Here is a 25,302-nt window from a genome sequence, read left to right on the forward strand (position 1 = left end):
AATGTGGTGTACTCCCGAGCGTCCGCCTCTTCCCCCGGGCCTGGTGCACTGGTGTCTTTGTCGTCTTCTGGGGGCCGCTCGGGCACATGGCGGGCACGGGGGCGCGGTCCACACCAGCGACTGCCGCATGACCGGCAAACCCGCGAAGCAGCTGACCCGGGAGCAGGCGCTCCGCACGCTTACAGAAGGCGGCATCACGGCGTGCCCGTACTGCCGGCCTGACACCGACCTCGGTGTGCTGTGAACCGCAAACCGTCACAGCCTGAGGGCATGGCCAGCACACCGATCGTCGTGCACCGCGCATCCGGCACGGGCGGCCGCCGGGTGACGATCCGCGCCCCTGCCGTCGGCCTCGCCCACAACGACGGACCTGATCGAGTTCCTGCGCCGCGCGGGCCTTGCCGGACGCGTGGCGGCTGCTGGATGATCCGCACTGGGTTGATTGGCACGGCGGGCGATCACACGAATACGACACAGGCTGACCGCCGCTAAGCCTGCTTCTAGCTGCACCTCTTGTTCCGCAGGAACTTGTGAGGCAGCGGCCCTCGGACGACTCGCGCCGAGGAGCCGGTGACCTGCAATCCAGCAGTTGTCCACGGTCGTTGTGGTCCCTGTGGGCCGCCCATCGACGGCCCAAGTCAGGCCCCAGCGAGCAGATTTACAGCGGGCTGGCTGCGCGCCCCACGCGTTCCGCCCCGACAGACCAAGCCCTTTGCAGTGACCACCGAGGCCTAGCTGGGCAGACACGAGGCGCGGCAGTCTGCCGCGCCTCCTGGTCGTTGTCGAGCGTGAGCACCCGTCGTCGGTCACCCTGAGACGGCCCGGGCCCGGCACTGCCACCCGACCACGGTCACCCAATGTCATGACATTGTCAGCGCTTGAAGGAGTCCTTGGTCCTCTCTTTCTCGCCCCGCATCTTGCCCCGTGCTTCGAGGGCGGCGCCCTTTGCTGCGAGGGTATCTTTGTGCACCGCGTGGGCCGCCTTCCGCACGGTCTTTCCGACGACCTGTTCGGCCTTTGCCTTGGCTTTCTCTCCAGCACTCATCTCAGTACCTCCGCGCAGTCTCACTGGCCGAGTGCCCTTGAGGAGCAGGGACAAACCACCTTGCGGGGCGCCCCGATCTGGGATGCACGAGGTCCCGTGGGTCTGGAGGAACGCGACGGGGCCGGAACCGCGGCGGCTGGCCGCCATGGCGAGGGAGCGCCGAACGCCTTCGGCGTCTAGATGGGATCTAGCTGCATGTCGCATCCCGGGTCGAGCCGCTGCGAGTGAAACAGCGGGAGATCAGCCCGTGGTCCCTAAAGGAGACCCTGTCCTTTTCTGGAGGCGGCACGCCGCGACCCGCTGTATGCAGCGTTCGTACTGGCCATCTGCATGGGGCTCCGGCGCGGTGAGCTGGTGGGCCTGCGCTGGTCGGACGTGGACCTGGACAACCGGGTCCTGCACGTCCGTCACCAGACTCAGCGCCGCAGGGGCATGCTCTACGACGACGACCCCAAGAGCCGGCGCCGCAGGGTCGTCCCGATGCCCACGCTGTGCATCGCACCGCTGCGTTGGCACCGGCTGCGGCAGCGGGAGACGTTCGCCGCTACGGGCGTCACTTGGTCCGAGGGCGGATACATCTTCGCGACGAGGAACGGCCGACTGGTGGAGCCCCGCAACGTCTACAGGTCTTTCACTCGGGTCGCTGCCGACGCCAGTCTGCGGGTCGTCCGGCTGCACGATGTCCGCCACGGCTGCGCCACTCTGCTGACGGCGGCCGGCGTCGCACCGAGGGTCATCATGGAGATCCTCGGTCACAGCCAGATCAGCATCACGATGGACGTCTATACCCACGTCGTTCACGACACGCAGCGGGAGGCGATCAGCCACATGGACCGCCTGCTCAAGCGCCGTCTGCCGGGCGCCTGAGACACGACTGCCGTCAATGCTGCCGTCAAAAGGCCCCGGACCATGATCGGTCCGGGGCCTTTTGGCTGGTGCCCCCGGCAGGATTCGAACCTGCGACACCCGCTTTAGGAGAGCGGTGCTCTATCCCCTGAGCTACGGAGGCCGGGATCTGTCGGAAAATGTGTCTGAAATTCGCCCGAAGGTGGACGAATGCAGGCGACTGGGATCCGGCAGTTCAGTAGCGGCGCGGCTGATCAAGGCTGTGCCACCGCCGACAGTGTAGCGGGTGGCGCTGCAGCGGTGGCCAGCGCGAAGGTGACGCCCGAGGGTGCGGGCTGGGAGCTGCACGGGGCTCGGCTGTGGTGGCGCTCGCGAGGGCTGCCAAAGCCGAGCCGGCAGGGGTCAAACCTGGCGACTGCCGAGCGCCCGGGCGATGGAGTTGCTCACCCACGCATAGCCGAGGTAGACGAGGAGGGCTCCGACGGCGCCGTAGGCGGGTACCCGCTTGTGGGGATAGGACTGGTCGAATCGAGAGTGCTGGGATTCGCTGTCCTGCCTGAACCCTTTCAGCCGCTTTCCGGCGGAGGTGTCGGGTGCGATCTGCCTGAGGTGCTCGGTTCGGTTGAATCGCTGCCGCTTGGTGGCGGGGTCGATTTCGCGGTCCTCTTTGGTTTCATCGACCCGGATTCGCGTGTGATGGCTCTTGGTCTTGCAGGGGATTTCGATGCGCTGATAGAAGCGGTTCTGCTGCCCTTTTCGGCATCCAAGTTCTCCTACTGGAAGTGGTGTGTAGTGGGTTTCGCCGTCGACGGTGAAGCGGCGTTCGCAGATGCGTCCCGCCGCCGCGTAGAGGTCATGCCCGCAGGGCCCGTCCTCGTACTTCAGGAGAGGCTGGGGTTCGAGTCCGCTGTGCTGAGGTGTGAAGACCACGAGGCCTTCGGCGATGAGCGGTGCGCGGTGGACGCCGCGTAGTGCGGTGTCGTAGGTGAAGGCACGTACTCCTGGGACCTTGCTCTTGATGTACTTGACGAGCCGGACAGTGGCCTTTCCTTCGTCTTCGCGGTGCGGGTCCTTGGCGCGTGACTTGTGGCGTACGGATTCCAGCGCCAGGATGACGCGGCTGTGCGGAGAATTCGCCATACGGACAGCGATGGAGAGGAACTTGTTTCCGTACACTTTCCGGCCGCCGCCTTCGACGGTATTGCTTGCGTCCGGATCCACGCGATGGTTACGGATTTCCCCGGTCTCTTTGTCTTCTGTTACGGATTCGGTGTGGTCGGAAGGTGGGCAGGCCACAGTGGCATCGCGATCGTGGAGCGGTCCACTCCGTAGAGCAGGGCCAGAGCCGCGTGCGGGAGCTGGAATCGCAGGACGACCAGCGTGGCGATGACCCGGTCGGTGAACACCAGCTGGTGATTGGGTCCCGCGCCGGCCGCACGCAACCGGCTGCGGCCTCGGCGCTCGTGCAGTCGGCCCTCCTCGGCAGCCATCCACGCTTCGGCCAACTCTGCGATCAGCGAACCGAGTCGACGGCTCTGGAGGCCGGTGAAGACACGATGGGACAAGGCCGTGCGGCCAAGGTGTTGCGTCACAGCAACACCCAACCCGCGCGGCCCTGTTCATGCCATGGCAGAAGCCTGATCGTGTCAGCGCGCCACGTGGTTGTGGTCCGGTGGGTCAACCCGCGCTCGGGAGGGCGGAGAGCAGGGCCGCAGCGGCTTGGTCGAAAGGGGCGATGCTGCCTGCAGCGCGACACATGATGTGGGCGCCTTCGAGTGTGACGATCATGAGGGTGGCCAGATCAGCGGCCTGGGACGAGCTCATTCCGGCGTGGGTGAGTTTTCCGGTGAGCTCGCCGACCCATCCGGTGAACGCTTCGGCTGCGACGGTGCGCAGGCTGCTCTGGTCGGCAATGGCCGCACCGCCGTCGACGGTGACCGCCGCGATTGCGCAGCCGCCGCCCCCGGCGGACGCCTGCACCACGGGGCGCACGCTGCCAAGGAACGCCTCCACGACTTCGCGTGGCGAGCGGGCCGGCAGTTCGTGCAGGTGACTGCGGACGTCTTCTGCGTTGCGGCGGGCGGCTTCGAGCGCGAGTTGCTGTTTACCGCCTGGGAAATGGTGATAGATCGCTCCCCGCGCGGCACCGCTCTCGGCCAGGACGTCGGTGAAGGACATCACGGCCAGGCCGTGGCGCTGCAGCAGTCCGATTGCTGCGCTGATCATGCGGGACTTTGTGTCCGCGGCCATCGCGACCCCCTTGACTAGTACGGCCATCCTAGTCCATGCTCACATCACTAGGACGCACGTACTAGTAGCGTGGACTGGACAGCCCCCGAAACCGGAGGTTCGTGATGGGCAAGACATTTCTCTACACCGAAATCCAGGCGGCAGTGCCGTTCGAGCAGTTCGACTGGCACCAGATCAACGCGGCGCTGAAGACCGCGCCAGGCCTGATCCGCAAGACGTGGCTGTCCGGCATCGGAACGCACACCGTCGGTGGCTTCTACGAGTTCGAGAGCACCGAGAACGCCCTGGCCTTCGCTCAGGGCCCCTTCGCCGAAGAAGCCCGCCGGGCCGGAGCCGCGGCAACGACACGACTGTTCGACGGCGACATCGTCAAAGACGCCAGTATCGACCTGAACTCGCCCTACTACACCTGACACCACAGGTTGCCGCGACCGCACGTCGCCGCCGAGTCGGCTCTGAACACCGCCTCGCTCCACTGCCGGGGCGAGGCGGCCTCAACGGAAAGTCATCTCGATGAACATCACGCAGCACCCCGAGAACACCGTGAGCTGGATCGACCTCGGCACCCCCGACATGGAGACGACGACGGCGTTCTACACCGCGCTGTTCGGCTGGACCGTCGCCCAACCGGACTCCAACGGCTACCGGCTCTGCACGCTGCGCGGACATCTCGTCGCCGCCCTGGGGCCAGCCGAGGACGCCGGCGCACCCTACTGGACGACCAACGTCACCGTGCAGGACATCCAAGCCACCGCCACCCGCTTCACGAACCTGGGCGCCCAGATCATCGTGGCACCCACCCGGGTCGGGACGCTCGGCCACGCCGCCGTCACGCTCGACCCCGTCGGCGCACCACTGTCACTCTGGCAGCCCGGCACCCATGCCGGCATGCAACTGAACCACGAACCGGGTACCTTCGCCGGCATCAGCCTTCTCACCGACCACTGCGCGCATGCCGCCGCCTTCTACCGACCAGCACTGCACTGGAACTCCAACCCCCAGCACGCCGAGTTCCGGTTGCCGGACAACTCCATCGCCACCACCGGGCCGCCGCCAGCGAAACCAACGGCGCAGCGATCACTCTGGCTGGTCAGTTTCGCCAGCAACAGACCCCATGCCGACGCCAAACGGGCCCGACAGTTCGGTGCGACCGAAGTGCGCCAGGACTCCAACGGAGACGTGGTCTTGCGCGATCCCACCGGCGTTCTGTTCGGCCTTACCCAGCACGCCCGATAGCCCCGCTCCGCCCGAACGCGTTACCCCAGGCAATCGCGCACCAAGTTGTAAGCCGGTGGTCCTCGAAGGCCCCGACCCGGCCGTCCTGCTCGCCGCTTATGGCGAGATTTCCGCCTGAAATCTGGGGACCACGGCCCGCATTGAGGTAACCTTTCGGGCCTGACAGGTCGGCGGACACGGAACCGATCAGTGATTGACCCTCGATTCGTGCACGACGCACCCCATCTCTATATGAAAGCTCTAGGGACACCTATGCCCAGGTTACAGCCTCATCATCGGAACCAGTTCCTATATCGGCCGCGAGACGGCCCATTCTTTGGCGCCGACTGGATACGACTTTGTTGGCCCAGATTGTCGAATTCATCGGAATGTGCCCAGCGGGGGAGGCGTCGATGAATGACAGGCCATTCTATGTCCTGCTTGGCCCGGACGGTGCCGGCAAGTCCTCGGTGATGGCGGAGGTTGAGCACCGGCTGCCGACATGGCGGACGCTTTCCACGGACGATGCATTCGTCAGGCCTGAGCACGGGCTTGTCACTCGACTACGGCACGATGTGGTCGGGGAAATCCTGCCAAATCTTGGAACGGCGTACTCCGCTGATTTCATGGCCAGTCTCCTCCAGACGGCCGTGATCCATCTAAAGGACGAGATCCAGCGTCAGGACGACGACGTTCCCGTGGTGGTGGACTCCTACTACTACAAGATCCTCGCGAAGTGCCGGCTAGCCGGGGTCGAGGAGAACCCCATGTACGCCTGGTGGCGCTCGTTCCCGCAGCCGTGCGCCGTGGTCTACATGGACGTCTCGCCCAGGTCCGCGTGGCGGCGTTCGGGCAATGGAGCGCGGCTCAACGCTCTGGAGTACTTCGGTGAGTTCCCCGAATGGCTGGGTTTTGAGGATTACCAAGAGAGCCTTCGCAAACTGATGCTGGAAGAGGTAAGGGAATTACCAGTGACGATCATCGAGGAACAGCCCAGTGTGGCCTGCGCGGCCGACGCGGTGGTGGAGGTGCTTACTTCGTGACTGCACGCATGGGCTGGGCAGCCCCCGGGCATCTGGACCGCTACCGGCAGCGGGTATTTGCCGAACGCGCTCGGCTCGGTGAGGCGCTCACCGAGATGCGAGGGCAGCAGCAGCGTGTTCTCGCCGACCTCGTCGACTTCAACTCGGGAACCGAGTTCGGCAAGCGGTATGGCTTCGACCGAATACGTGACATCGACGACTTCCGCAAAGCCGTTCCCATTCAGGATTACGCCGCCCACGCGCCGCTGATCGAGCGCACGGCGGCGGGTGAGCCGAACCTTCTGACTGCCGACCGGCCGGTCGTGTACTTCACCAGCAGCGGCAGCACCGGCGCCCACAAGAAGATCCCCATCACCCCGCGGTTCATGAGTACCACCTTCTTCCCTTTCTATTACGCGGCCTGGGCGCCCCTGATCGAGAACTTTCCCGACGTTGCGCAGCGGCCCGACGCGGTTCTCAACCTCAAGCACGACCCGCTCTCCGCACCTCCCACGACGGCTGGCGGGCAGCCTCATGTCGGCGCCAGCCAGGTCGACTTCGGTGAGAAGTTCGGTGAGCCGCTCTCGGCCGAACTCGGCACCGCAGCCCCCTGGGCCACTCTCCCGGTGGATGTCGCGCCTGACGACCATCTGGAGAAGATGTACTTGAGACTGCGGCTGGCGGTGCAGAGCGATGTGCGCTGTCTCATCGGGATCAACCCGGCCATGATCGCGGCCGTCCCGTATCAGCTCAATCTGTGGTGGGACCGGATCGTCCGAGACGTGCGGGACGGCACCCTGGGGGGCGTTCCGTACGGAAGCCCCGATCCGCACCGGGCGGCCGAACTGGAACAGCTTGCCGCCTACTTCGGTGTCGTGGATCCGGCCCATGTATGGCCCCGAATCCGTGCGCTGTTTGGTTGGACGACGGGTGTGGCGTCCCTCTACCTGCCCGCACTGCGTGCGCGGTTCGGTGCCGGTGTGGCGGCCCTGCCCGCGCCGGTCGCGGCGTCCGAGGGGCCGGTCGGGGTGCCACTGGACCGCCACGGCTCTGCCGGGAGTCTCGTTGTGTCGGCGGCCGTTTACGAGTTTGTGGACGCCGATGCCGATCTCGCGCCCGATACCCAGACCCTGCTGCCGCACGAACTGGAGGTCGGGCGTGAGTACCACGTGATCTTCAGCCATGTCGGCGGGCTTTACCGGTACGCCGTCGGCGATGTCATCCGGGTCGAGGACCTGGTCGACGGAGTGCCGCGGGTGGCGTACGCAGGCCGGGCCAATCGTTCCGACGCGGTCGGTGAGCGGCTGCGCGAGTCTCAGGTCGTCCGGGCCTTGCGAACTGCCCTCGACGCCACCGGCCTTGGTATCTCCAACGTCGCCTGCCGGGTCGAACGTCAGACGGGGGCCTCGCACTACGTCTTCGCAGTGGCCCCACACACCTCCTGGCAGGACGCCGAGTCCAGCCGCTTCGCAGTTCTGCTGGACGCCGCTCTGCAGCGGGAATCTGCCGACTATCGGCGAGCCCGTACGGACCGTCGGCTCTCCGCCCCTGCACTCCAGCTCCTCGACCCCACTGCCTTCCACCAGGACTGGCACGCCGCGGTAGGGAGCGGGATCCGCCCGACTCAGGTCAAGGACCGGCTCTTCAGGCAGGACGACCTCCTGTGGCAGCGCCTGACCGGCACGACACCGGCCTGACCCGTATCGAGAAACGAGGAACTTCGATGACCGACCTTCTGGACCCGGTGGAGCGGACTGCATTACTCACCGCCGCCTTGCGCGCCGCTGAAACCCTGCGTGAGGATCGCCTGTACGAGGACCCCTACGCGGCCAGGCTCGCCGGAGAGGCCGGGCCGCAGCTGCTTGCTGAGGTGCGCGCAGTGACCTTTCCGCCCGACCGGCCCCGGTCCCTTCCAAGCACCCCCGACTACAACGCAATCCGCACTCGGTTCTTCGACGACTTCCTCGTGGGCGCGGCGCAGGACCGGCAGATGAGCCAGATCGTGCTGGCTCCTTCGGGCATGGACTCCCGGGCTTACCGGATGTCCTGGCCCGACCACATACGCTATTTCGAGGTCGACCGGCCGGCCGTCCTGGACTTCAAGAGCGGGCGACTCCAGGGAGTCGCCCCGCGCGTGGCCCACCAGTCGGTGGCCGTGGACCTCACTGCCGACAACTGGGAGAGCCAGTTGGTCGACGCCGGATATGACCCGACGCTGCCGTCCACATGGCTGCTCGAAGGGCTCCTCTATTACATCCCCGAACCGGACACACACCGCATGCTGGAGCGGGTTGCCGCCATCACGGCGCCAGGAAGCCGGATAGCAGCCGATCTGGTCAACGCTGCCGCCCTGAGCCTGCCGCACATGCGGGGACTGCTTGACGTCTTCGCCAACTGGGGCTGCCCGTGGCTCTTCGGCACTGATGAGCCCGAGGACCTTTTCGACCGCTATGGGTTCAGCGTCGAGGCCACGCAGCCCGGCGAGCCGGATGCGGACTTCGGCCGCTGGCCGGACCCGGTCCCGCCGCGCGACGTCAAGGATGTCCGCCGGGTCTTCTTCGTCCATGGGACACGCCGATGACCAGGCCGGCTGTGGTCGTGGGTGGGAGTATTGCTGGTCTTGCCACGGCTCTGGCGCTTGCTGAACGAGGCTTTCCGGTACGGATCCTGGAGCGCTCGGCTCCGCCGCCTGAAGGCCCGGTCGACAAAGCGGCTGAACTCTGGCTGCGCCCCACCGTCCCGCAAAGCGACCACTCGCACATCCTCACTTCGCTCGGGGTGCGTGTGCTGCGCCAACGGGCCCCGCACCTGCTGGAGGCCGCCCAAGAGGAAGGAGCACGGCTTCTCGACCTCACCAGGGCGGCGCCCACGGAGACATTTGACAAGGAGGCGGACGACCACGAGTTAGTTGCTCTAGCCGTCCGACGTCCCTTCCTCGAGTTGCTGCTCTACCGTGCTGTGCGTGCCCTTCCCGGGGTGACTTTCGACCACGGAACCGCGGTGCGGGGGCTGCTCCTGGACCCGGCCCGGTCCCGCGTCGCCGGTGTGGTGACGGATCGGGGCGAACGGGTGCCCGCGCAGTTCGTGGTGGATGCCACCGGCTGGAAAGCGGCGGCCCTGACCTGGCTTAGGGAATCAAGAGTTCCGATCGGCGAAGACCTGGTCGGCACCACGCAGCTACGCTGTTTCACCCGGTTCTACCGACTGAATTCGCCAGGAGACGACTGGCCAGGGCCGCTCAACCGGGGCAACGCAGCGGGAGGTATCTGGGACCACTACGCGGCGGTTGTGCACCCTGCCGACAACGGCACCTTTGCCATCGCTGTAGGGGCTCTGACCTCTGACCCAGCCACCACAATTCTGCGCGAACCCGCCGCCTTTACCGCCGCTGCTCAGATGTCCCCTTACGTGGCGGCATGGATTGAGGAGGGGACTGCGACGCCGCTGGCGGACGTACGCGCCATCACCATGCCGCCCAATATCCTGAGGTCCACGGCCCGCCGCGGGCAGCGACAGATTGCTGGGCTGTTCGCCGTCGGTGATGCTGCCTGTGTCACCGACCCGCTCTTTGGCCGCGGCATGTCGCTCTCCCTGCAGCACGCCTTCCAGCTGGCCGATCTCCTCGATACTCATCCGACGGTAGGGGAGTACCAGAGCGAGAACGCCGTGCAACTGGCCGAGGAGGTCCATCGCCCGTGGTACGAGCAGGCCGTCCACGACAGCCGGGCATACGGCGGGCTGTGGCGGGCCCGCGCCGAGGGAGTCGCACCGTCTCCGGTGCTGCCCGCGGTTCCGGGCCGCCCCTCCATGGCGGACGTGGCCCGAGCCGCCGGAGTTGACTCCACGGTCTGGCGCGGCCTCCTGCGCGTCCTGATGGGCCTCGACACCCCTGCGAAGATTCTCGACAGTGCCGCACTCCAGGACAGGGTGCGTGCCGCCCCCGCCGACCGTGTCCCGCTCGGCCCCCGGCCGCCGACCCGGCAGGAACTGCTGGAGGCCATCACAACCGGGAGGGAGGGCTGATGGGCGCCACCCGCCGGAAAGTACTGCTGGCTCCGATAACCGTCACGCCGTCCAAGCCGTTGACTCCGAGCCATCTCAAAGGCTTGCTCTGGGCAGACGTGATGTACCGTGCCACGGCTCAAGTGGCCGATGTGACCTACCGCTACAGCCACACGACGTACCACCCGACCGAACAGACTCTGGGCTTCTGGGAGTTCCTTGACCGAACCCGGGGTGACACCGACTACTCCTGCCTCTCGGAGGAGGAGATCGGTGAGCTGTACGTGCGCTACCGGGCCGAGGGGGCGGTGCCCTCGGTCAAGATGGCCCCCTACGCCGAGGCCGTCGAGCACACCGACTATGTCCACCCGGCGGGGGCCCGCGTCCTGCGCCTGTGGGCCGGCCACTACGAACGGCTCGGCCTGCACGATCCCGGATTGCTGGCACACCAGCCGCCCGGACTCGGTCTCCACGAGATGGTCGACGAATTGGTCGCGGAGGAGCTGGGTCTGGACCAGCGGGACTTGGGCGGCCCGGTTTATCTCGATGCCACCCGATTCGGCCTGCCCCTGCGGCAGATAGTTGCTGCTAACGGGCGCCCCAACTACCTTGCGTGCGCGTTGCGCGAACTGCTGCCGCTCGCACCCGAGTACGACGAAGTCGTGCTGCTCTACGACCGTGAGCTCGACCCCGACTATCAGCTCCTGGAACGGGTTCTGACCCACAAAGGAACCATCGTGCATCGGGTCCCCATAGGCAGGGTGCCGATCGACGGGAAGATCACCTCTGCTCGGCAGGGTGGCTGGCACGACCACACGGTGAGCGCATTTCTGCGCTCCGTCGGCGACGACCACGATCCTGCGGCGCTACGGCTCGGTATGCGTCTGTACTTCATCGCCGGACTCGGGCCCGGCCAGCAGGAGTCCTTCCGGTTCGATTTGCTCCGCAAGAGCCTGAGCCGCGCCGAGAAGCTGCTGAGCTCGGCGGAAGAAGCGCCAAAGGGCGACCGAGATGCCCTGTTCGGGCTGTTGGACAGGCATCGGCGCGGCCACACCCACATCGACCCGTACCGACTCACCTCGTCTCTGCTCGGCCGGGGAAACCGCGCTCCCGGCCGAGCCCTGCTCAGCACGGTGTTCCTATGACGCTCAGCCCTGATCTCTTGCTCACCGTGGCCGCCGAGCGGCTGCGGGTAACGCGGCCCGAGCTGGCTGCGCACCTCGACCTGTCCACCTCCGAGGCGTTTCGCAGGGCCAAGGCCACCCTCGCAGGCGGGGAGGCGGACGGGCCGCACGACGGTGCTGCCGTTGTCATGGTTGTCGGCCGCTTCTCCCTTCCGAACTGGGTGCAGGAGACCTGCCGCTTCGCCCTGTCGGTGCCGGCGGGCCGGACCGGACCGTGGCAACGCTCGTTCACCCGCACCCTCTTCCTGGCGGGCTGGCCGAATAACCTCAAGGAGAGATTCACCTTCGACCACATTGCCGACGACGGGTCGACGGCCTGGATCGGGCCCGCTCCGGACGAGGCCACTGCCGCACTGCGCCGGTTGCTCAAGTCGTTCGACGGCACACGGGAGTTGCCCGCTTGGGCCCCGACCACCGTGGCGATACCTGTGCCTGTCGGTGAAAGGTCCGCCGGTTGCCATCCGATCCACCGCGACCTGTACATCGCCACCGCGGGGGTGACTGTCTCCGACGTACTCATCCAGGTCAACCACCTACTCGCCGAAGCCGTGTTGGACGGGCTGATCCAGCCGGGTGACCGGCTGACCCTGCGTTCCGTGCCGCGCCTGGCCGGCCTTGCCATGCAGTTCGCCGCGCTGCGCGTCGACACCGACACCCACCGGCCCCACGAGCTCCGTGCCTACGCCGGACTGACCGAGGAGATCTGAAGATGCCCGCCCCCCGTACCGCTGCAACACCTGACGCCACGCGACCCCTGCGTTTCGGCATCCACGGCTCGCCGCACCTGGCTACCCGCATCATCACCGCTGCGGGCCATGGGCCGCAGGAGGTCGAGTTCGTCCCGTACGACGTCGCCGACCCGTTCGGCCCGCTGCGGGACCGTTCCCTGGAGATCATGATCGTCAAATACGGACTGCAGGAACCGGACATCGCCGTCAGTCAGCCCGTGAGCTTCGACGGCCGAGCTCTGATTGTCTCCGCCGACCACCCGCTCGCCGAGCGAAAGACCGTGTCGGTCGAGGAGGCCGCGCAATACGATGCCTTCCGCTGTCCGGGGGACTTTCCTCCGTATGTCTGGGACAAGGTGGTGCCGCCACGCACCCCCGGCGGAACTCTGATCCGCCGCGTCCACCCCATGACGACGGTGGAGGCGATGATCGAGGTACTCGCCCGCACAAAGGCCGTCCATGTGTCGTTCCAGTCACTGGAATCGATCCTGCCACCCCACATCAAGGCCGTTCCGGTCCACGACCTGCCGCCCGCACCCGTGACGCTCGCCTGGCTGCGTGATGTGGCGCTGTCCCCGCGGGCAGCCACCCTTGTCGCCGATGCGGAGCGGAGTGCAGTCGACGAGGGGGCCGGGCGATGAAGCGTCGCCAAGACGTTCCCGTCGTCCTGCTGCACGCCCTGCCGCTGAGCTCTGCCATGTGGCAGGAACAGGCAGCGGCGCTGCGAGCACGCGGGCACACGGTCATCACCCCCGACCAGCGCGGATTCGGCACCGTGCCGCTGGGAACTGCGCAGCCCTCCCTCGATACTGTGGCCGACGACCTCGCCGTACTCCTCGATGAGCGCGGCATCGACCAGGTAACGCTCGTCGGATGCTCCATGGGCGGCTACGCAGCGATGGCCTTCCTGCGGCGCTATCCCCACCGCGTCCGTGCCCTCGCATTGTTCGCCGCCCGAGCCGGCGCTGACCGCCCCCAAGCAGCCGCTGAACGTCTAAAGTTCGCCGATCTGATGCTCGACGACGCCACCCGCGATCACGTTGTAGCTCGCACTACACCGCTCCTCCTTGGCGCCACTACCAGGGCTCGGCGCCCCGACCTGGTCGACCAGATCATGACGATGACGAAGGCTGCCGCGCCCGAGGCGGTGGCCTGGGCGCAGCGTGCCATCGCGGCACGTCCCGACTCGCTCCCCGTTCTGCGGAGCACCGACGTGCCTGCCGTAGTCGTCACCGGCGAGGAGGACGAACTCGTCGCCTTGGAGGAGGCGATGAGCACGGCCGACGCTCTGCCAAGAGGGCGGCTCATCACCGTACCGGGTGCCGGGCATCTCCAGCCGCTGGAGGCACCGGACTACGTCACGGACCTGCTCACCACACTGCTCGACGACGCCGCGACAGCGGACCGGAAGAGGTAACGCGCATGCCGACGAAAGACCATGCCTCTTGGGGGTACGCCGCATCGACTGGACTGGGTTTCACTCATGAGGAGATCGTTGAAGCCCACTTCAAGGCCTGCGAGGTCCAGTACCGGGCGGCACTGGAGCAAGCCGATATCCGAGCCGGATGGCGAGTGCTGGACGCCGGCTGCGGCAGCGGCGCCTTCCTGCCCTGGCTGGCCGACCTGGTCGGCTCCCATGGCCACGTGACGGCCATCGACCTAGCTGAGGAGAACGCATCGCTCGCCGCCGAGCGCATGCGCCGCAGCCGGCCCAGCTGCTCCTTCGATGCGCAGCAGGGAGACCTGCGCAACCTGCCGTACGGGGACGACACCTTCGATGCAGTCTGGTGCGCGAACACCACGCAGTACCTCGATGATGATGAACTCGACCTGGTCCTACGTGAGTTCAGCCGCGTGGTTCGACCGGGAGGGGTTGTGGCGGTCAAGGATCTTGATGCCTCCCTGATCACCGCGCGTCCCGCGGACCCCTTCTTGTTCACGGACTTCTTCCGGCATGCATCCAGCGCGCCCGGCTACGCCCGCCAGCTGCTGCGCACTCGCGATCTGCACCGCTGGCTCGACGAGGCCGGCCTGGTTTCGGTACGGCAGAAGACGATGCTGATCGAACATCATGCGCCGCTGCGGCCCGCTGCCCAGCGGTTCTACGCACTTGCCTGCGCTCGCATCGCTCAGCAGGCCATCGATATGGGGCTCCAGGGAGACTGGCAGCCCTTCCTGGACCCGGACCGTGCGGACAACCCCCTGAGCCACCAAGACGGTTACATCAGCGAGGGCAACACTGTGGCCGTGGGCTTGGTCCCGCCAGCCGAGGGCAACCCGCCGGTCGCCGTCCGATGAGGCCCTCCGCCCTCCCGCCCCGCGCGGGCCGGCTGGTGGAGATCCTGCGTGAACATCAACACGAAAGCGCTCAGAGGCTGGTGTGAGAACGTGTGCCGGTCGTTCGTCCGGTGAGAGCGACCGCATGGCGTCTCGGACAGCGGGGAGCGGGTCGGCCGTCCGAGCCTCTGGCGGCCACCGGCGACGCCGGGAACGATCGATGGTGCCACTGCTGCCCGGCGCGGTGACGGCCGGGCAGCAGCCGTCATGCCGCTCGGCAGTGCCGAATCGCGTAGACCGCGGCCTGGGTCCGATCGGACACGTTGAGCCGGGCGAAGATCGCTTGCATGTGGTTCTTGACGGTCTTCTCCGTGATACCGAGTGCCCGAGCTATGTGGCGGTTCGTCATGCCGTCGGTCAGCAGGGCGAGAACCTCGAGCTGGCGCGGTGTCAGGGCGCTGGAGGGAGACTTCTCGCCGGCCGGTTCACCGCCGCGATCGGTCGTCACTCTCCCCTGAGGAGCCTGGGTGGTCCGAGCCTCTGCTAATCGCGGACGCGGGCGCGTCGCCGTCGATTCCTGAGCGACGGGGATATCTGTCTGCTGGTCGGTCAGAGGGTGTGTGCGGTCGCTATTTTGCGCAGCCATCCGTGTCTCCTTGCCCCGTGGTCGAATGGACAGTCCCGCGCCCGGTCGGCTCCGATAGGAGGCCCCAGGCCCGGTAGTAACCAAACGACTGTACATAAGTTCGAACACGGGAGAGAATGGTAACTGTCAAGATTTTGGACGCAGTTGGCCCAATAATCTTTGAGTCAGTGTTCTTGCTGGTCGCGGCTGGGTGGGTTGATCCAGGCGGCGGTGGGCAGGGCGGCGGGTTCGGGGTGGTGTTGGTAGGCGGCGGTCAGGACCTCGGCGCGGACGGCGTTGACGGCGTCGGTGTGTCCGTGGTGGACGTCGTGTGGAGTGTGCCAGGCGATCCCGGAGTGCCGGTGTGCGGTGTTGTACCAGGTGAAGAAGGTGCGACAGAAGGCGCGGGCCTGTTCGATGGTGTCGAACGGTTTGGAGGCCATCGAGGTGCCGTTGTCGGCGTGGATGGTCAGCGTGTTGCGGTCGATGTGGTGCTTGGTGATCGTGTCTGCGAGGAGTTTCTCGGCCAGCACGCTGCTCTCGCGGTCGGCCAGGAGCCAGCCGACGACGTAGCGCGAGTAAATGTCGATGATCACGTAGAGGTGGAAGTACGACCACTTCGCCGGCCCGGCCAGCTTGGTGATGTCCCACGACCAGACCCGGTTCGCGCTGGTGGCGACCAGTTCCGGTTTGACCCGGGGCGGGTGGGTGGCCTGCCGGCGCCGTTCGCGGACTTCGCCGTGCTCGCGCAGGACCCGGTACATGGTCGACACCGACGCGACGTAGGCGCCCTCGTCGATTAGTTCGTGGTAGACGGTCGCCGGGGCCTTGTCGACGTGGTCCGGATGGTTCAGCAGCGACCGCAGCGTGGCGCGTTCGGCCGGTGTCAACGCCCGCGGCTGCGGCTTGGGTTCGCGCGGCGTGCGTACCGGCAGCGGGGTTTGGCGGTGCCGGCGGTAGTGGCTGGCCTGCGGCCGTCCGGCTGCCGCGCAGGCCGCCCGGACCGAGCCGAGCAGCCCGGTCAGCTCGGTGATCGCCTCGTCGATCATGGTGTCGGCTCGCTCCCGCTGCTCGGGCTGCCGGTCGCGAGTTGCCCCAGCAGCGCGGAGAGTTTTCCCTGCACCTCGATCACCGCCCGAGCCTTCGCCAGTTCGGCCTGCAAACGCTCGTTCTCCCGGCGCAGCCGGGCGGTCTCGCGCTCTCGCGGATCGGCCGGCGGCCGCCCGACCGGCTTGGCCAGAGCCTCACGAGCCCCCGCGTCACGCTGGGAACGCCACGCCGCGATCAGCGACGTGTAGAGGCCCTCGCGGCGCAGAAGAGCGCCCTTACCTGCCTTGTTGAGTGACTCGTACTCCTGCAGGATCCGGGCTTTATAGGCGGCCGAGTACGTTCGTGACCTGGCCTTCGCCGGCACCTCGGGATCGGGTGCCTCGCTGCTGGAACTCACCGGGCCGGGTCTCCTGGCTCGCCCTCAACTCAACATTTGAAGAGTAGATCTTGCCTCACACGATCTTGGCAGAGAGGGTCTTCCTCAGTGTCGTGAAGCTTCGCAACTCCATGATCACTGATGCGGCCTCACCCGCTTCCGCGGCCTCCACAGAGGGCGCCTACCCCGCGAAAACCCAGGTCAACGACTCACCGTCCGAGAACGCAAATGCCCCTGCGTCTTCTGCTGCCTCCCGTCGCGCTAATCCCGGAGCCCGTCCCAGGGCTCGGCCGCCAGGCCGTCGACGGCAAAAACCGTGCTTATGGGGCTGTCGGCGGGCGTCGAAGCGTAGCGACAGCCAGCGATGGGTCTTAAGTCCTATGTACGGCCGACTTGACGATCTGACAATCTGCCCGTGGTTGCAACCCACCACTTAGGAGGGCTGCAGAGTCGTGAACGGCCCCCGGTGGTTGGGTTTTACATCCCCGCACTGGTGCATTTGGTCAGACACACGTCGGGGGCCGGGTGTGCGCCGCGCAGCCGGGGTGCGGCGATGCTGCCGCACGCACGGCCGAGGTGGTCGTCAGAACCGTCCAGAAACTACAGCGAAAGAGGGAGCAGTGACGATCGAACTGCAGCCGCCGGTGGACGACCCGATCGTCGTCGATGATTTAGAGCGCCTCTCGTTCCGGGTGGATCGCCGCGCCTACACCGACGACGACCTGGCCGCACGGGAGATGGCCAGGATCTTCGATCGCTGCTGGTTGTACCTCGGGCACGAATCGGAGGTGCCCCAGCCGGGCTCCTACGTGTCACGCGACGTCGGCGGGCGCCCGGTGGTCATGTCGCGCGGGTCCGACGGGGTGATCCGGGTGTTTGCCAACAGCTGCACTCACCGCGGGGCTCTGATCTGCTCGCAGCCGGCCGGGCAGGCCAAATCGTTCCGGTGCCCTTATCACGACTGGACGTTCTCCAACCAGGGCGAACTGGTCGGGGTTCCGATTCCGGACGGGTACGGGCCGAACTTTCGGAAGGCCGACTTCGGCCTGGCGCAGCACCGTAGTGACAGTTACCGCGGTTTTGTCTTCGTCACCTTCGATCCGGAGCAGCCGCGCACCTTGACCGAGTACCTGGCGGGAGCCACGGAGTACCTCGATCTGATCGACGACCAGTCCGAGGTCGGAATGGAGGTGATCCAAGGCGCGCAACTCCATGGGGCTCAAGCCAACTGGAAGCTCATGATGGAGAACAGCGTCGACATCTACCACTTCCGAGCACTGCACAAACGTTACGTCAGCTACATGCAGTCGCTCGGGTCGGTGCCACCACGACGACGAGGTGGCTTCGGCCGCTCCCTCGGCCTGGGTCATGGAGCCAACGAGCTGCCGCCGGCCGCAGCCCGCCCGCTCGCCCACTGGACGCCGATGTTCGGTCCCGAGGTCCGGCCGCGAATCGAGGCGACCGCCGCACGTTTCGTCGACCGGTTCGGCGCCGAACGCGCCGAACGGATCACCGGCACCAATCGCGCGTTGCTGATCTTCCCCAACTTGTTGATCATCGACGCGATTGCGATCACGATTCGCAAGATTGACCCGATCGGCGCCGACCGGATGGCCATCACCTCGGTTGCGCTGGCCCCCAAGGACGAAGATCCGGATATCCGGGAACTCCGCAAGAGTCACTACCTGACGTTCCTCGGTCCCGCTGGCTTCGCCACTCCCGACGACATCGAGATCGTCGAGTCGTGCCAGCGAGGTTATCGCAACCGCACGGTGCGCTACTCGGATCTTTCACGCGGTATGAACAAGGAGATCCCCGAGACGACCGACGAGCTTCCTGCCCGCGAATTCTGGCGGCAGTGGGACCGGCTGATGCACGGCGATGACGGTCACTTCGAGGTCGCTCACCAGGCCGAGTTGCAAGGGGCAGAAAAACAATGACCAGCGAACTGATAGTCGACGATGCAGCCCAGGTGAGGCTGTTGCACCGGGTGGGCCAGTTCCTTTTCCGTGAGGCTCGGCTGCTCGACGAGTGGCGTCTGACCGAGTGGTACGACGAGATGCTGACCGACGACATCCGCTACGTGGTGCCGGCTACCGACGTCCGCGGCGAGTCGGCCGACGCGCTCGGGCTCATCGACGACGATGCTGCCCGGCTTCGCCAGCGGATCGAGCAAATCCTCAATGGTGAGGTGTGGTGCGAGGACCCTCGGTCGCGAACGAACCGCATGATCAGCAACGTGGAAATCCTGGCTGATGAGGGCAGCTACCTTGAGGTGGCGGCAAATGTCGTCGCATACCGCTTCGGGCACGGGCGCTCCGACGCTTACGTCGGAAAATATCGGTTCGAACTCGTCCCTGAGGGCGAGTCGTTCCGGATCCGGAGACGGGTCGTGGTGCTCGACCACGAGACGTTGTACGAGCACGGCAAGCTCAGCATCGTCCTGTGATGGGCCGATGACAGCGGCCAGCCCTGGCGGCTTCCCAACCGTCGCCGCCGCAGCCAAGCCGGGTCTCCCTCGCGAGGTCTACGTCCTCAGTGTCGTCGGCGGCTGGGACTGGTCGTCCCGGTGCTCCCGGTGTACGCGGTGACGTTCGGGGCTGGACCCGCCCAGATCGGAGCGCTCGTCGCCTGTTCGCGTTGATGCGAATCGTCGGACCGGTCGTCGTGGGGATCACCGCCGAGAGGGTGGGTGTTCCGGTCGCCTCGGCAGGGGGCCGGGGCTGGTCCTCGTCTTCGTGACGTCGTGACGTTGACAACCATTCGCCCCAATATGGAGGAGTTGATCGATGAATCAGCCGTCTGCCCGGCGCGAGCAGGGTGTAGCCATCTTCAAGGAGGTCTTCGGCCGCGAACCGCGCCCGGGTTCTTACCCGGAGTTCCTGCAGATCACCGTCGACCACTTGTTCGGTGAGATCTGGGCCCGCCCGCACCTGAGCCTCGAGGAGCGCGAACTGGTCGCACTGACCGCGGTCGCGCTGGCGCGGACCGATTGGGAGTTGCGGGGCCACATCGGTGCCTCCCTGAACCTCGGGATGTCGCGAGAGAAGATCGTCGAAGTCATCATTCAGCTCGCCTACTACGGCGGCTGGCCGGTCGCCAACAACGGACTACGCGTCGCCCAAGAGGTCTTCGCCGAGTTGGACAACGTCACCGGGAAGGACGCGGACCATGACCGGTGAAACGTCTCCTCTCGACCCGGCGGAGAAGGTCGACCTGTGGCGCCAGCGGTACTTCGAGGCCCAGGCGGCCGCGGAAGAGTTCGTCCTGGGAGAGCACGGCGAAGAAGGCCTGGCCGGATGGATTGAGGCGAACTCCCGCATCACCGCGGAACTGCTGCGAGCGCAACGGCCCGACGGGGTATCGGCTACCGATCACTTCATGACCCGGCTGCAACGTCAGCTAATGCTGTACGACTCGGCAGTGTCCACTGAGCCTCATCCCTCGGGCACCGTCCTGCGTAACGTCGACTGCGGGATCCTCCGGTACCGCAAAGAGGCTGCCCGCGCCGGCGTCGTCCTGACGTTCAAGTCACCGTGCGGGTACTGCCAGGATCTCAACTCCGCCATCGCCACCCGCTACGTGGAACCGGACGTTACGGTGTCGTGCGAACAGGCGGGCGACGGGTGCACCTGGCGCGCGGAGCATCCTCACGCTCCAGGGGAGGACGCGGCCGGGTCACCGCACCGCGGACGAGCTGCTGATTGAACCGACGGCAGCATAGTTTCCCGCCAGTCGGCCTAGAGGGGCGTTTAGCGATGCCACCAACTCGGACATTTTTTCGCGACTTTGCCGAACCCCCGACGAAACGTCTTCCAGCGCTTCTCGTACCCGTGTATCGGAGTGATTAGGCATGCCTTTGTCGATGGTTGACAAAATGATCCGTCTAAACCTAATGTCTTTCCCGCGCCCCCTTAATGTGGCGCAATTTTACCCGGCGCTTTCAACGTATAGCGTTGAGCAGCCTTTTTCGCTTGGCGATTTTCGAGACGCAGTCAATTACTTCCTTGACGAGAACCCACTCTTTCCAAAGTGTTATTTGATCGAACGGCAGTTCGAAGATCCGGAAGAATTCCCGGTCTCATCCTTTCAGGGGATCGTACTCGACGAGTATCCCAATTACTACGACGGCTTCCTGTTGATGTCCGTCACGTACAAGTCGAACCCCAACATCCAGGGGATTTTTACAGCCTTCCCCATGTCAATGCAGGACGGCTACAGGTGCTTCCGCTTCCACCAGGCATTGATGAGCACCATGAAGGCGGGCAAAGATCAGTTCGGCAATGCGGAGGCGATAGCGGAGCTTCAACTGCAGACCGATGACCTGGCCCAATATCTCCCCGAGAGGAAGCCGTTCATTGATGAGAATGAAACGGTGCGAATCATGCCCTGGGAGCTTCGAGAGACCGTCGAGCCGGCCCTGAAGATCGGTTCACATCTCGACATGGTCAAAGCGGAATTTCTCAAAAGATCCAGTGAAAACCTTCTCGTGATGAAGAACGCCTCGTACGCCTCAAACGTTCTCTTCGGAAATCATCTCATGTTCCTGTTTGTTCCGGGCGAGGTGGTTGCTCGATCCAGTGGTACTCAGATTCGCGACTACTACAAAGCGCTGGCAGTCGAAGCGGAGAAAACCGTTGCGCAGTTGGAGACGCCAGAGGATTTTGCAAAAGCCGGCGGGGCTGTGTTGCCAGGGATAGCCGCGCACCCCCGTCGATTTGGCGTCAATAACTACGGCGACGTCTCGCGATATGACGGGTCTGACTTCCGTGCGACAAATGGAACCCTCGTGAAATATCAGTGGCACATGCCACTGATAGTCTCGCGTGGAGCGGCCGAGGAAGGTTCGGGAATGCACATGACCATTACCATCAACGGTAAGGCGTTTGGTTTCCTAACGGAGCGGCGGTAGGGAGCTGAATGGCGTTTGACGGGTAAGCATTCACTTCTTGAGTGGTTGAGGCTGCCTCAGAGTGCGGCCACGGGCGCTTCGTCAGGTGGTCGGTCTTGAATGGCGCTGAGCGGACAAGGGGAGGTCCATCCAGATGAAGATCGTTGCGTTGTCTTGCACACAGAGGCGTCTCCCGTCGCTGACAGACGCGTTGCTCGAGGCGGCGATTACCGGCGTCGTCCAGGAGGTCGGCGACGCGGAGATCCAGCGGATCCGGTTGATCGACCATCGCATCGAGATGTGCGAAGGCGAGGACACCTGCCTTGATCCCGAGGTGGGCCGGTGCACGCTCAACGACGACTTCGAGCGTGTCATCGATCTGGCCGAGGGCGCGCAGGCGATGCTGCTCGCCATGCCGGTGTACGCGGGGAACGTACCCGCAGTGCTGAAGATCTTCCAGGAGCGCTTGAAGAGCTTCATGAACTCCACGCAACGTCCTTTCGGCAACATGACGGTGGGCACGATCGTGCATTCGCGCACGATGCTGACCGAGCCTGCGCTGGCATCGTTGTTCCCGTGGTACCTGCGGCTGAAGAACAGGAACGTGGCGTCGGCGTGCGTCACCCAGAACAATCATGAGGACCTGACCCGCACCGCGGCCCCCGACCTATGTGTGGCCGTGGGCCGCCAACTTGGCATGACCCTCGACAACAACCGGTCGCCGGCCCACAACCGCGCGGCACTGCCGTTGGTTCAGTCACCGCCTCGTCCGCGGTGCGGTGACCCGGTCGCGTCCTTTCCTGGAGCGTGAGCAGATTCCGCGTGCCAGGGGCATCCGTCGCCCGCCTGTTCGCACGACACCGTGACGTCCGGTTCAGTTCCACCCTGAGTCGGTGCTCAGTCAGGACGGTATGACCATTCCAATCGATCTAGTGCGCGACCTCCTACCCATCTGAGTAGTTGTCCGCCTTCGCCTTCCGGAACCGGCTAGGTGCCGGTTGGCCATCGGCGGAATGTCCGCAACTTTGGAGCGACGAGATGTCCGCAACTTTGGAGCGACGAGCTTCCAATTCGGGGGATCAAATCCGTGACCACGCCTCTCACCCTCACACCGTTAGTTGAAACCGATTTCACTTCGGATCCGGAGCGCGAGGGTCAATGGCTTCGCACTCTGCCGGCCCAGCAGCAACCGCGGTGGAAGGACCACGGTCTGGCTGAACGGCTCAGCAGCGCACTCAGTGACCTACCCGGCCTGGTGACCTGGGACGAGGTACGCCATCTGCGGCTGCTCCTCGCCGAGGTCGCGGCCGGCGGACTACAGATCCTGCAGGCGGGCGACTGCGCCGAGGACCCCGCGGATTGCGTTCCCGAGGTGCTCGGCCGCAAGGCCGGCATGCTCGACGCGCTGGCCGGGGCGATGCAAGCCCGAACCGGCCTGTCCGTGGTGCGGGTGGGTCGGATCGCGGGTCAGTTCGCCAAGCCCCGCTCCGCCGACCTGGAGCGGCACGGAGAGCTCGAGCTACCGGCGTTCCGCGGCCACTTGGTCAACGACCCGCAGCCCGATCCGCAGCTACGCCAGCCGGATCCGGCGCGCCTGCTCACCGGCTACCGGGCCGCTCACGCCGGAACGGAATTCCTGCGCCGACTCGGCGGCACCTGGGGTCTGCCGACCGCGGCACCTGTGTGGACGAGCCACGAGGCCCTCGTGCTGGACTACGAGCTGCCGTTGCTGCGTCGTGGCCAGCGAGGCTTGCTGCTGTCCTCGACGCACTGGCCATGGATCGGGGACCGCACCCGCCAGCTGGACGGTGCACACGTGCAGCTGCTGGCCCGGGTCGAGAATCCGGTGGCCTGCAAGGTCGGTCCGACGATGACACCCGCCGAGCTGACTCAACTCTGTTCGGTCCTGGACCCGGCTCGTACGCCCGGCCGACTGACGCTCATCTCCCGGATGGGCGCGGATCGGGTCGCGGAGTGGCTGCCACCGTTGATGGCCACTATCCGCGACGCGGGGCATCCGGTCATCTGGCTGTGCGATCCGATGCACGGCAACACTCAGCGCGGCCCCTTAGGCCGCAAGACCCGCCTGCTGACCAGCATCAAGCGCGAAGTGGAGCTCTTCCAAGAGGTGGCCGCCGCAGAGCACGTGGTCGCAGGGGGGCTGCACCTGGAAGCCACGCCGGAGAACGTCGGTGAATGTGTGGCGGACGAGTCATATCTCGATGACCTCCTCGACCCACTGAGCTACACCACCCTCTGCGACCCACGCCTCAACATCGACCAGGCCGTGGCAGTCGTGTCGGCCTGGCGTCGTTGAGCGACGCGACCACCGTCCACAGAACGACGACCGGCCGCTAGACACCTTTTGCGATCAAGGTCTGGTCGGTAACGGTGGAGATAGACCTGTTCCGGTGAGGTAGCCGTCGATCAGACGGGTGCGGTATTGCATGCGTTTGAGGCGGTTCTTCACCGCGGCGGCGAGTTCGCCGGCGGTGCGGGCGGCGAGGTTGGCCAGGCTGCCTTTCATCGTCGACCGGACCTTCTCGACCGGGTTGAGCTCGGGCGCGTAGGCGGGTAGCTGGTAGACCAGCAGCCAGCAGCCAGCAGCCAGCAGCCAGCAGCCAGCAGCGGGCGGCGATCGCCGAGCGGATCGCGGGAGTCCTGTGCAGCGACAGGCGGTCCCAGATCAGCACGATCGGTGCCCGTAGCTGCTGGTGAGCGGCGTTCAGCAACCGGATCAGCTCCGGCTCGCGGAACCCTTTCGGTTCGCCTTTGCGGCCACGGTAGAGCAGGGTGCGGTAAATCAGCCGGGAGCGGTCGCCGGGCCGATAGCAGCACAGCCCGACGACCGACACCCGCACCGTGCCCTTGGCGGTCACCTTCACCACCGGTGTTTCGCCTTTCGGTGCCCAGGTGGTGGCCTTGTGCGCCTTCAGCGTCTGGCCACACTCGTCCGCGAAGACGATCCAGGCGCCCGAGCGCGCGGCGACTGTTTTACCGCCGGCCACTGATACCGCCGCCAGTGCGCGATCGCGGCCTCGTCCCGCTCGACCGCCCGATGGATCGGCAACTGCGGGGTATAGCCGAGCCGGCGCATCGCCTGCCACGCCGTGGTGATCCCGACCCGCAGATGAAACATCGTCGCGATCAACGCCACCACCCGCACGAGGGTCCAGCGTTGATCCTCGCCGTAGCCGGCCGCCGCCGGCCCCAGCTCGAGCCGTGCTTTCAACCGGGCCAACTGCTCGTCCGACAGCTTCGGATCCGGCCCCGACGGCCCTTTCGAAGCCAACGCCTGCACGCCACCGGTGACCCAGGCCCGCCGCCACTGATATGCCGACTTCGTCGACACCTCCAACACCGACGCGACCTCGACCGGCGACTTGCCGTCGGCGAACATTTGCGCCGTCCGCTGCCGCACTCGCTCTCGGCGTACCCGTTCTGCCTGGTCAACGCCACCGCCATCGCCGTATCGCATACAGATCAGCAGAGCCGACACCAAGCTACCGAGACGATCACCCGCAAGCGTCACAGTGGATCTACGCCAGACCCCCAACCCGAAGGTGTCTAGGGCCTGTTTTGGAAGGTCATCCGGCTTCTGAGCCGCGCCGCACATCCTGCGGCTGGTCGTCGACTGGTGAGACGAGTCGGCGACCGTGCTGGATCAGGCATGACGTGACGGCCAGTCGGGGGCGGTGGCGGGTGCCGGCGTGGGTTGGGTGGCATACGCCAAGCTCTGCAACGCAGTGGGCGTCCGTCCGAGCTTCACAGGGGTGAGCGGCGAGTTGGTT

The 25,302-nt window shown here is 65.8% G+C and carries 26 protein-coding genes, 1 tRNA gene and 2 pseudogenes; 20 read left to right on the forward strand and 9 right to left on the reverse strand.

Annotated features, from left to right (window positions below):
- Position 1: 1 nt before the first annotated feature.
- Positions 2–244, forward strand: a complete 243-nt coding sequence (locus ACFYXH_RS09915; protein WP_389561827.1) for a DUF6233 domain-containing protein — start codon at positions 2–4, stop codon at positions 242–244.
- Positions 245–871: 627 nt separating this feature from the next.
- Here the strand turns inward: ACFYXH_RS09915 and ACFYXH_RS09920 are convergent.
- Positions 872–1,045, reverse strand: a complete 174-nt coding sequence (locus ACFYXH_RS09920) for a hypothetical protein (RefSeq protein WP_389561578.1) — start codon at positions 1,043–1,045, stop codon at positions 872–874.
- A gap of 194 nt (positions 1,046–1,239) precedes the next feature.
- Here ACFYXH_RS09920 and ACFYXH_RS09925 point away from each other — a divergent pair.
- A pseudogene (locus ACFYXH_RS09925) lies at positions 1,240–1,912 on the forward strand (tyrosine-type recombinase/integrase); the annotation flags it as partial.
- Between the two features lie 66 nt (positions 1,913–1,978).
- Here the strand turns inward: ACFYXH_RS09925 and ACFYXH_RS09930 are convergent.
- The 4 genes from ACFYXH_RS09930 to ACFYXH_RS09945 all read right to left on the reverse strand — a co-directional run bounded on the left by ACFYXH_RS09930 (position 1,979) and on the right by ACFYXH_RS09945 (position 4,117).
- Positions 1,979–2,054, reverse strand: a tRNA-Arg gene (locus ACFYXH_RS09930).
- 239 nt (positions 2,055–2,293) lie between these two features.
- On the reverse strand, positions 2,294–3,187 hold the full coding sequence (locus ACFYXH_RS09935; protein WP_389561579.1) for a hypothetical protein: 894 nt from the start codon (positions 3,185–3,187) through the stop codon (positions 2,294–2,296).
- A complete protein-coding gene (locus ACFYXH_RS09940; RefSeq protein ID WP_389561580.1) occupies positions 3,151–3,483 on the reverse strand; it encodes a hypothetical protein in 333 nt (110 codons plus the stop codon). Before ACFYXH_RS09940 ends, ACFYXH_RS09935 begins: the two co-directional genes overlap by 37 nt.
- Before the next feature lie 85 nt (positions 3,484–3,568).
- Positions 3,569–4,117, reverse strand: coding sequence for a TetR/AcrR family transcriptional regulator (locus ACFYXH_RS09945; protein ID WP_389561581.1), 549 nt, complete (start codon positions 4,115–4,117; stop codon positions 3,569–3,571).
- A gap of 125 nt (positions 4,118–4,242) precedes the next feature.
- Here ACFYXH_RS09945 and ACFYXH_RS09950 point away from each other — a divergent pair, with 125 nt between their 5' ends.
- The 11 genes from ACFYXH_RS09950 to ACFYXH_RS10000 all read left to right on the forward strand — a co-directional run bounded on the left by ACFYXH_RS09950 (position 4,243) and on the right by ACFYXH_RS10000 (position 14,590).
- Positions 4,243–4,554 carry a YdhR family protein gene (locus tag ACFYXH_RS09950; RefSeq protein WP_389561582.1) on the forward strand — a complete coding sequence of 104 codons (312 nt, stop codon included), beginning with the start codon at positions 4,243–4,245 and terminating at the stop codon, positions 4,552–4,554.
- A 100-nt stretch (positions 4,555–4,654) separates the two neighbouring features.
- Positions 4,655–5,377, forward strand: a complete 723-nt coding sequence (locus ACFYXH_RS09955; RefSeq protein ID WP_389561583.1) for a VOC family protein — start codon at positions 4,655–4,657, stop codon at positions 5,375–5,377.
- A gap of 392 nt (positions 5,378–5,769) precedes the next feature.
- Positions 5,770–6,399: a hypothetical protein gene (locus ACFYXH_RS09960; RefSeq protein ID WP_389561584.1), complete on the forward strand. Its 630-nt coding sequence runs from the start codon at positions 5,770–5,772 to the stop codon at positions 6,397–6,399.
- The gene (locus tag ACFYXH_RS09965) at positions 6,396–8,075 is read left to right on the forward strand and encodes a GH3 auxin-responsive promoter family protein (RefSeq protein ID WP_389561585.1); all 1,680 of its coding nucleotides are present in this window, start codon (positions 6,396–6,398) and stop codon (positions 8,073–8,075) included. Before ACFYXH_RS09960 ends, ACFYXH_RS09965 begins: the two co-directional genes overlap by 4 nt.
- Before the next feature lie 26 nt (positions 8,076–8,101).
- Positions 8,102–8,959, forward strand: a complete 858-nt coding sequence (locus tag ACFYXH_RS09970) for an SAM-dependent methyltransferase (protein WP_389561586.1) — start codon at positions 8,102–8,104, stop codon at positions 8,957–8,959.
- Entirely contained in the window at positions 8,956–10,401 is a 1,446-nt protein-coding gene (locus ACFYXH_RS09975) for an FAD-dependent oxidoreductase (protein ID WP_389561587.1), read from the forward strand. Before ACFYXH_RS09970 ends, ACFYXH_RS09975 begins: the two co-directional genes overlap by 4 nt.
- Positions 10,401–11,525: a hypothetical protein gene (locus ACFYXH_RS09980; RefSeq protein WP_389561588.1), complete on the forward strand. Its 1,125-nt coding sequence runs from the start codon at positions 10,401–10,403 to the stop codon at positions 11,523–11,525. Before ACFYXH_RS09975 ends, ACFYXH_RS09980 begins: the two co-directional genes overlap by 1 nt.
- The gene (locus ACFYXH_RS09985; RefSeq protein WP_389561589.1) at positions 11,522–12,271 is read left to right on the forward strand and encodes a DUF6182 family protein; all 750 of its coding nucleotides are present in this window, start codon (positions 11,522–11,524) and stop codon (positions 12,269–12,271) included. The genes ACFYXH_RS09980 and ACFYXH_RS09985 overlap by 4 nt, the downstream gene beginning before the upstream one ends.
- A 2-nt stretch (positions 12,272–12,273) precedes the next feature.
- Entirely contained in the window at positions 12,274–12,933 is a 660-nt protein-coding gene (locus tag ACFYXH_RS09990; protein ID WP_389561590.1) for a LysR family transcriptional regulator substrate-binding protein, read from the forward strand.
- Complete coding sequence (locus ACFYXH_RS09995; protein ID WP_389561591.1) at positions 12,930–13,709, forward strand: alpha/beta fold hydrolase; 780 nt, start codon at positions 12,930–12,932, stop codon at positions 13,707–13,709. Before ACFYXH_RS09990 ends, ACFYXH_RS09995 begins: the two co-directional genes overlap by 4 nt.
- Before the next feature lie 5 nt (positions 13,710–13,714).
- Positions 13,715–14,590 (forward strand): class I SAM-dependent methyltransferase, encoded by an 876-nt coding sequence (locus tag ACFYXH_RS10000; RefSeq protein WP_389561592.1) that lies wholly within the window; start codon positions 13,715–13,717, stop codon positions 14,588–14,590.
- A 244-nt stretch (positions 14,591–14,834) separates the two neighbouring features.
- On the opposite strand, the gene ACFYXH_RS10005 is transcribed toward ACFYXH_RS10000, so the two are convergent.
- Positions 14,835–15,215: a response regulator transcription factor gene (locus ACFYXH_RS10005; protein ID WP_389561593.1), complete on the reverse strand. Its 381-nt coding sequence runs from the start codon at positions 15,213–15,215 to the stop codon at positions 14,835–14,837.
- A gap of 164 nt (positions 15,216–15,379) precedes the next feature.
- Positions 15,380–16,641, reverse strand: a pseudogene (locus ACFYXH_RS10010) (DDE-type integrase/transposase/recombinase).
- Between the two features lie 599 nt (positions 16,642–17,240).
- Here ACFYXH_RS10010 and ACFYXH_RS10015 point away from each other — a divergent pair.
- From ACFYXH_RS10015 to ACFYXH_RS10045, 7 genes are all read left to right on the forward strand, one after another.
- Entirely contained in the window at positions 17,241–18,560 is a 1,320-nt protein-coding gene (locus tag ACFYXH_RS10015) for an aromatic ring-hydroxylating dioxygenase subunit alpha (RefSeq protein ID WP_389561594.1), read from the forward strand.
- On the forward strand, positions 18,557–19,069 hold the full coding sequence (locus ACFYXH_RS10020) for an aromatic-ring-hydroxylating dioxygenase subunit beta (protein ID WP_389561595.1): 513 nt from the start codon (positions 18,557–18,559) through the stop codon (positions 19,067–19,069). Before ACFYXH_RS10015 ends, ACFYXH_RS10020 begins: the two co-directional genes overlap by 4 nt.
- A gap of 340 nt (positions 19,070–19,409) precedes the next feature.
- The gene (locus tag ACFYXH_RS10025; RefSeq protein WP_389561596.1) at positions 19,410–19,802 is read left to right on the forward strand and encodes a carboxymuconolactone decarboxylase family protein; all 393 of its coding nucleotides are present in this window, start codon (positions 19,410–19,412) and stop codon (positions 19,800–19,802) included.
- Positions 19,792–20,328 (forward strand): hypothetical protein, encoded by a 537-nt coding sequence (locus ACFYXH_RS10030; protein WP_389561597.1) that lies wholly within the window; start codon positions 19,792–19,794, stop codon positions 20,326–20,328. The genes ACFYXH_RS10025 and ACFYXH_RS10030 overlap by 11 nt, the downstream gene beginning before the upstream one ends.
- 145 nt (positions 20,329–20,473) lie before the next feature.
- Positions 20,474–21,532, forward strand: a complete 1,059-nt coding sequence (locus ACFYXH_RS10035; RefSeq protein ID WP_389561598.1) for a hypothetical protein — start codon at positions 20,474–20,476, stop codon at positions 21,530–21,532.
- A gap of 133 nt (positions 21,533–21,665) precedes the next feature.
- A complete protein-coding gene (locus ACFYXH_RS10040; protein WP_389561599.1) occupies positions 21,666–22,322 on the forward strand; it encodes a flavodoxin family protein in 657 nt (218 codons plus the stop codon).
- Between the two features lie 360 nt (positions 22,323–22,682).
- The gene (locus ACFYXH_RS10045; protein ID WP_389561828.1) at positions 22,683–23,828 is read left to right on the forward strand and encodes a 3-deoxy-7-phosphoheptulonate synthase; all 1,146 of its coding nucleotides are present in this window, start codon (positions 22,683–22,685) and stop codon (positions 23,826–23,828) included.
- Between the two features lie 37 nt (positions 23,829–23,865).
- Here the strand turns inward: ACFYXH_RS10045 and ACFYXH_RS10050 are convergent, their stop codons facing one another.
- Together ACFYXH_RS10050 and ACFYXH_RS10055 are read right to left on the reverse strand one after the other, a co-directional pair.
- A complete protein-coding gene (locus ACFYXH_RS10050) occupies positions 23,866–24,519 on the reverse strand; it encodes a transposase (RefSeq protein ID WP_389561600.1) in 654 nt (217 codons plus the stop codon).
- On the reverse strand, positions 24,444–25,127 hold the full coding sequence (locus tag ACFYXH_RS10055) for a winged helix-turn-helix domain-containing protein (protein ID WP_389561601.1): 684 nt from the start codon (positions 25,125–25,127) through the stop codon (positions 24,444–24,446). Before ACFYXH_RS10055 ends, ACFYXH_RS10050 begins: the two co-directional genes overlap by 76 nt.
- Positions 25,128–25,302: the final 175 nt, after the last annotated feature.

Origin of the sequence: Streptomyces sp. NPDC002730 (assembly GCF_042888805.1) — a bacterium.
Taxonomy (GTDB): domain Bacteria; phylum Actinomycetota; class Actinomycetes; order Streptomycetales; family Streptomycetaceae; genus Streptomyces.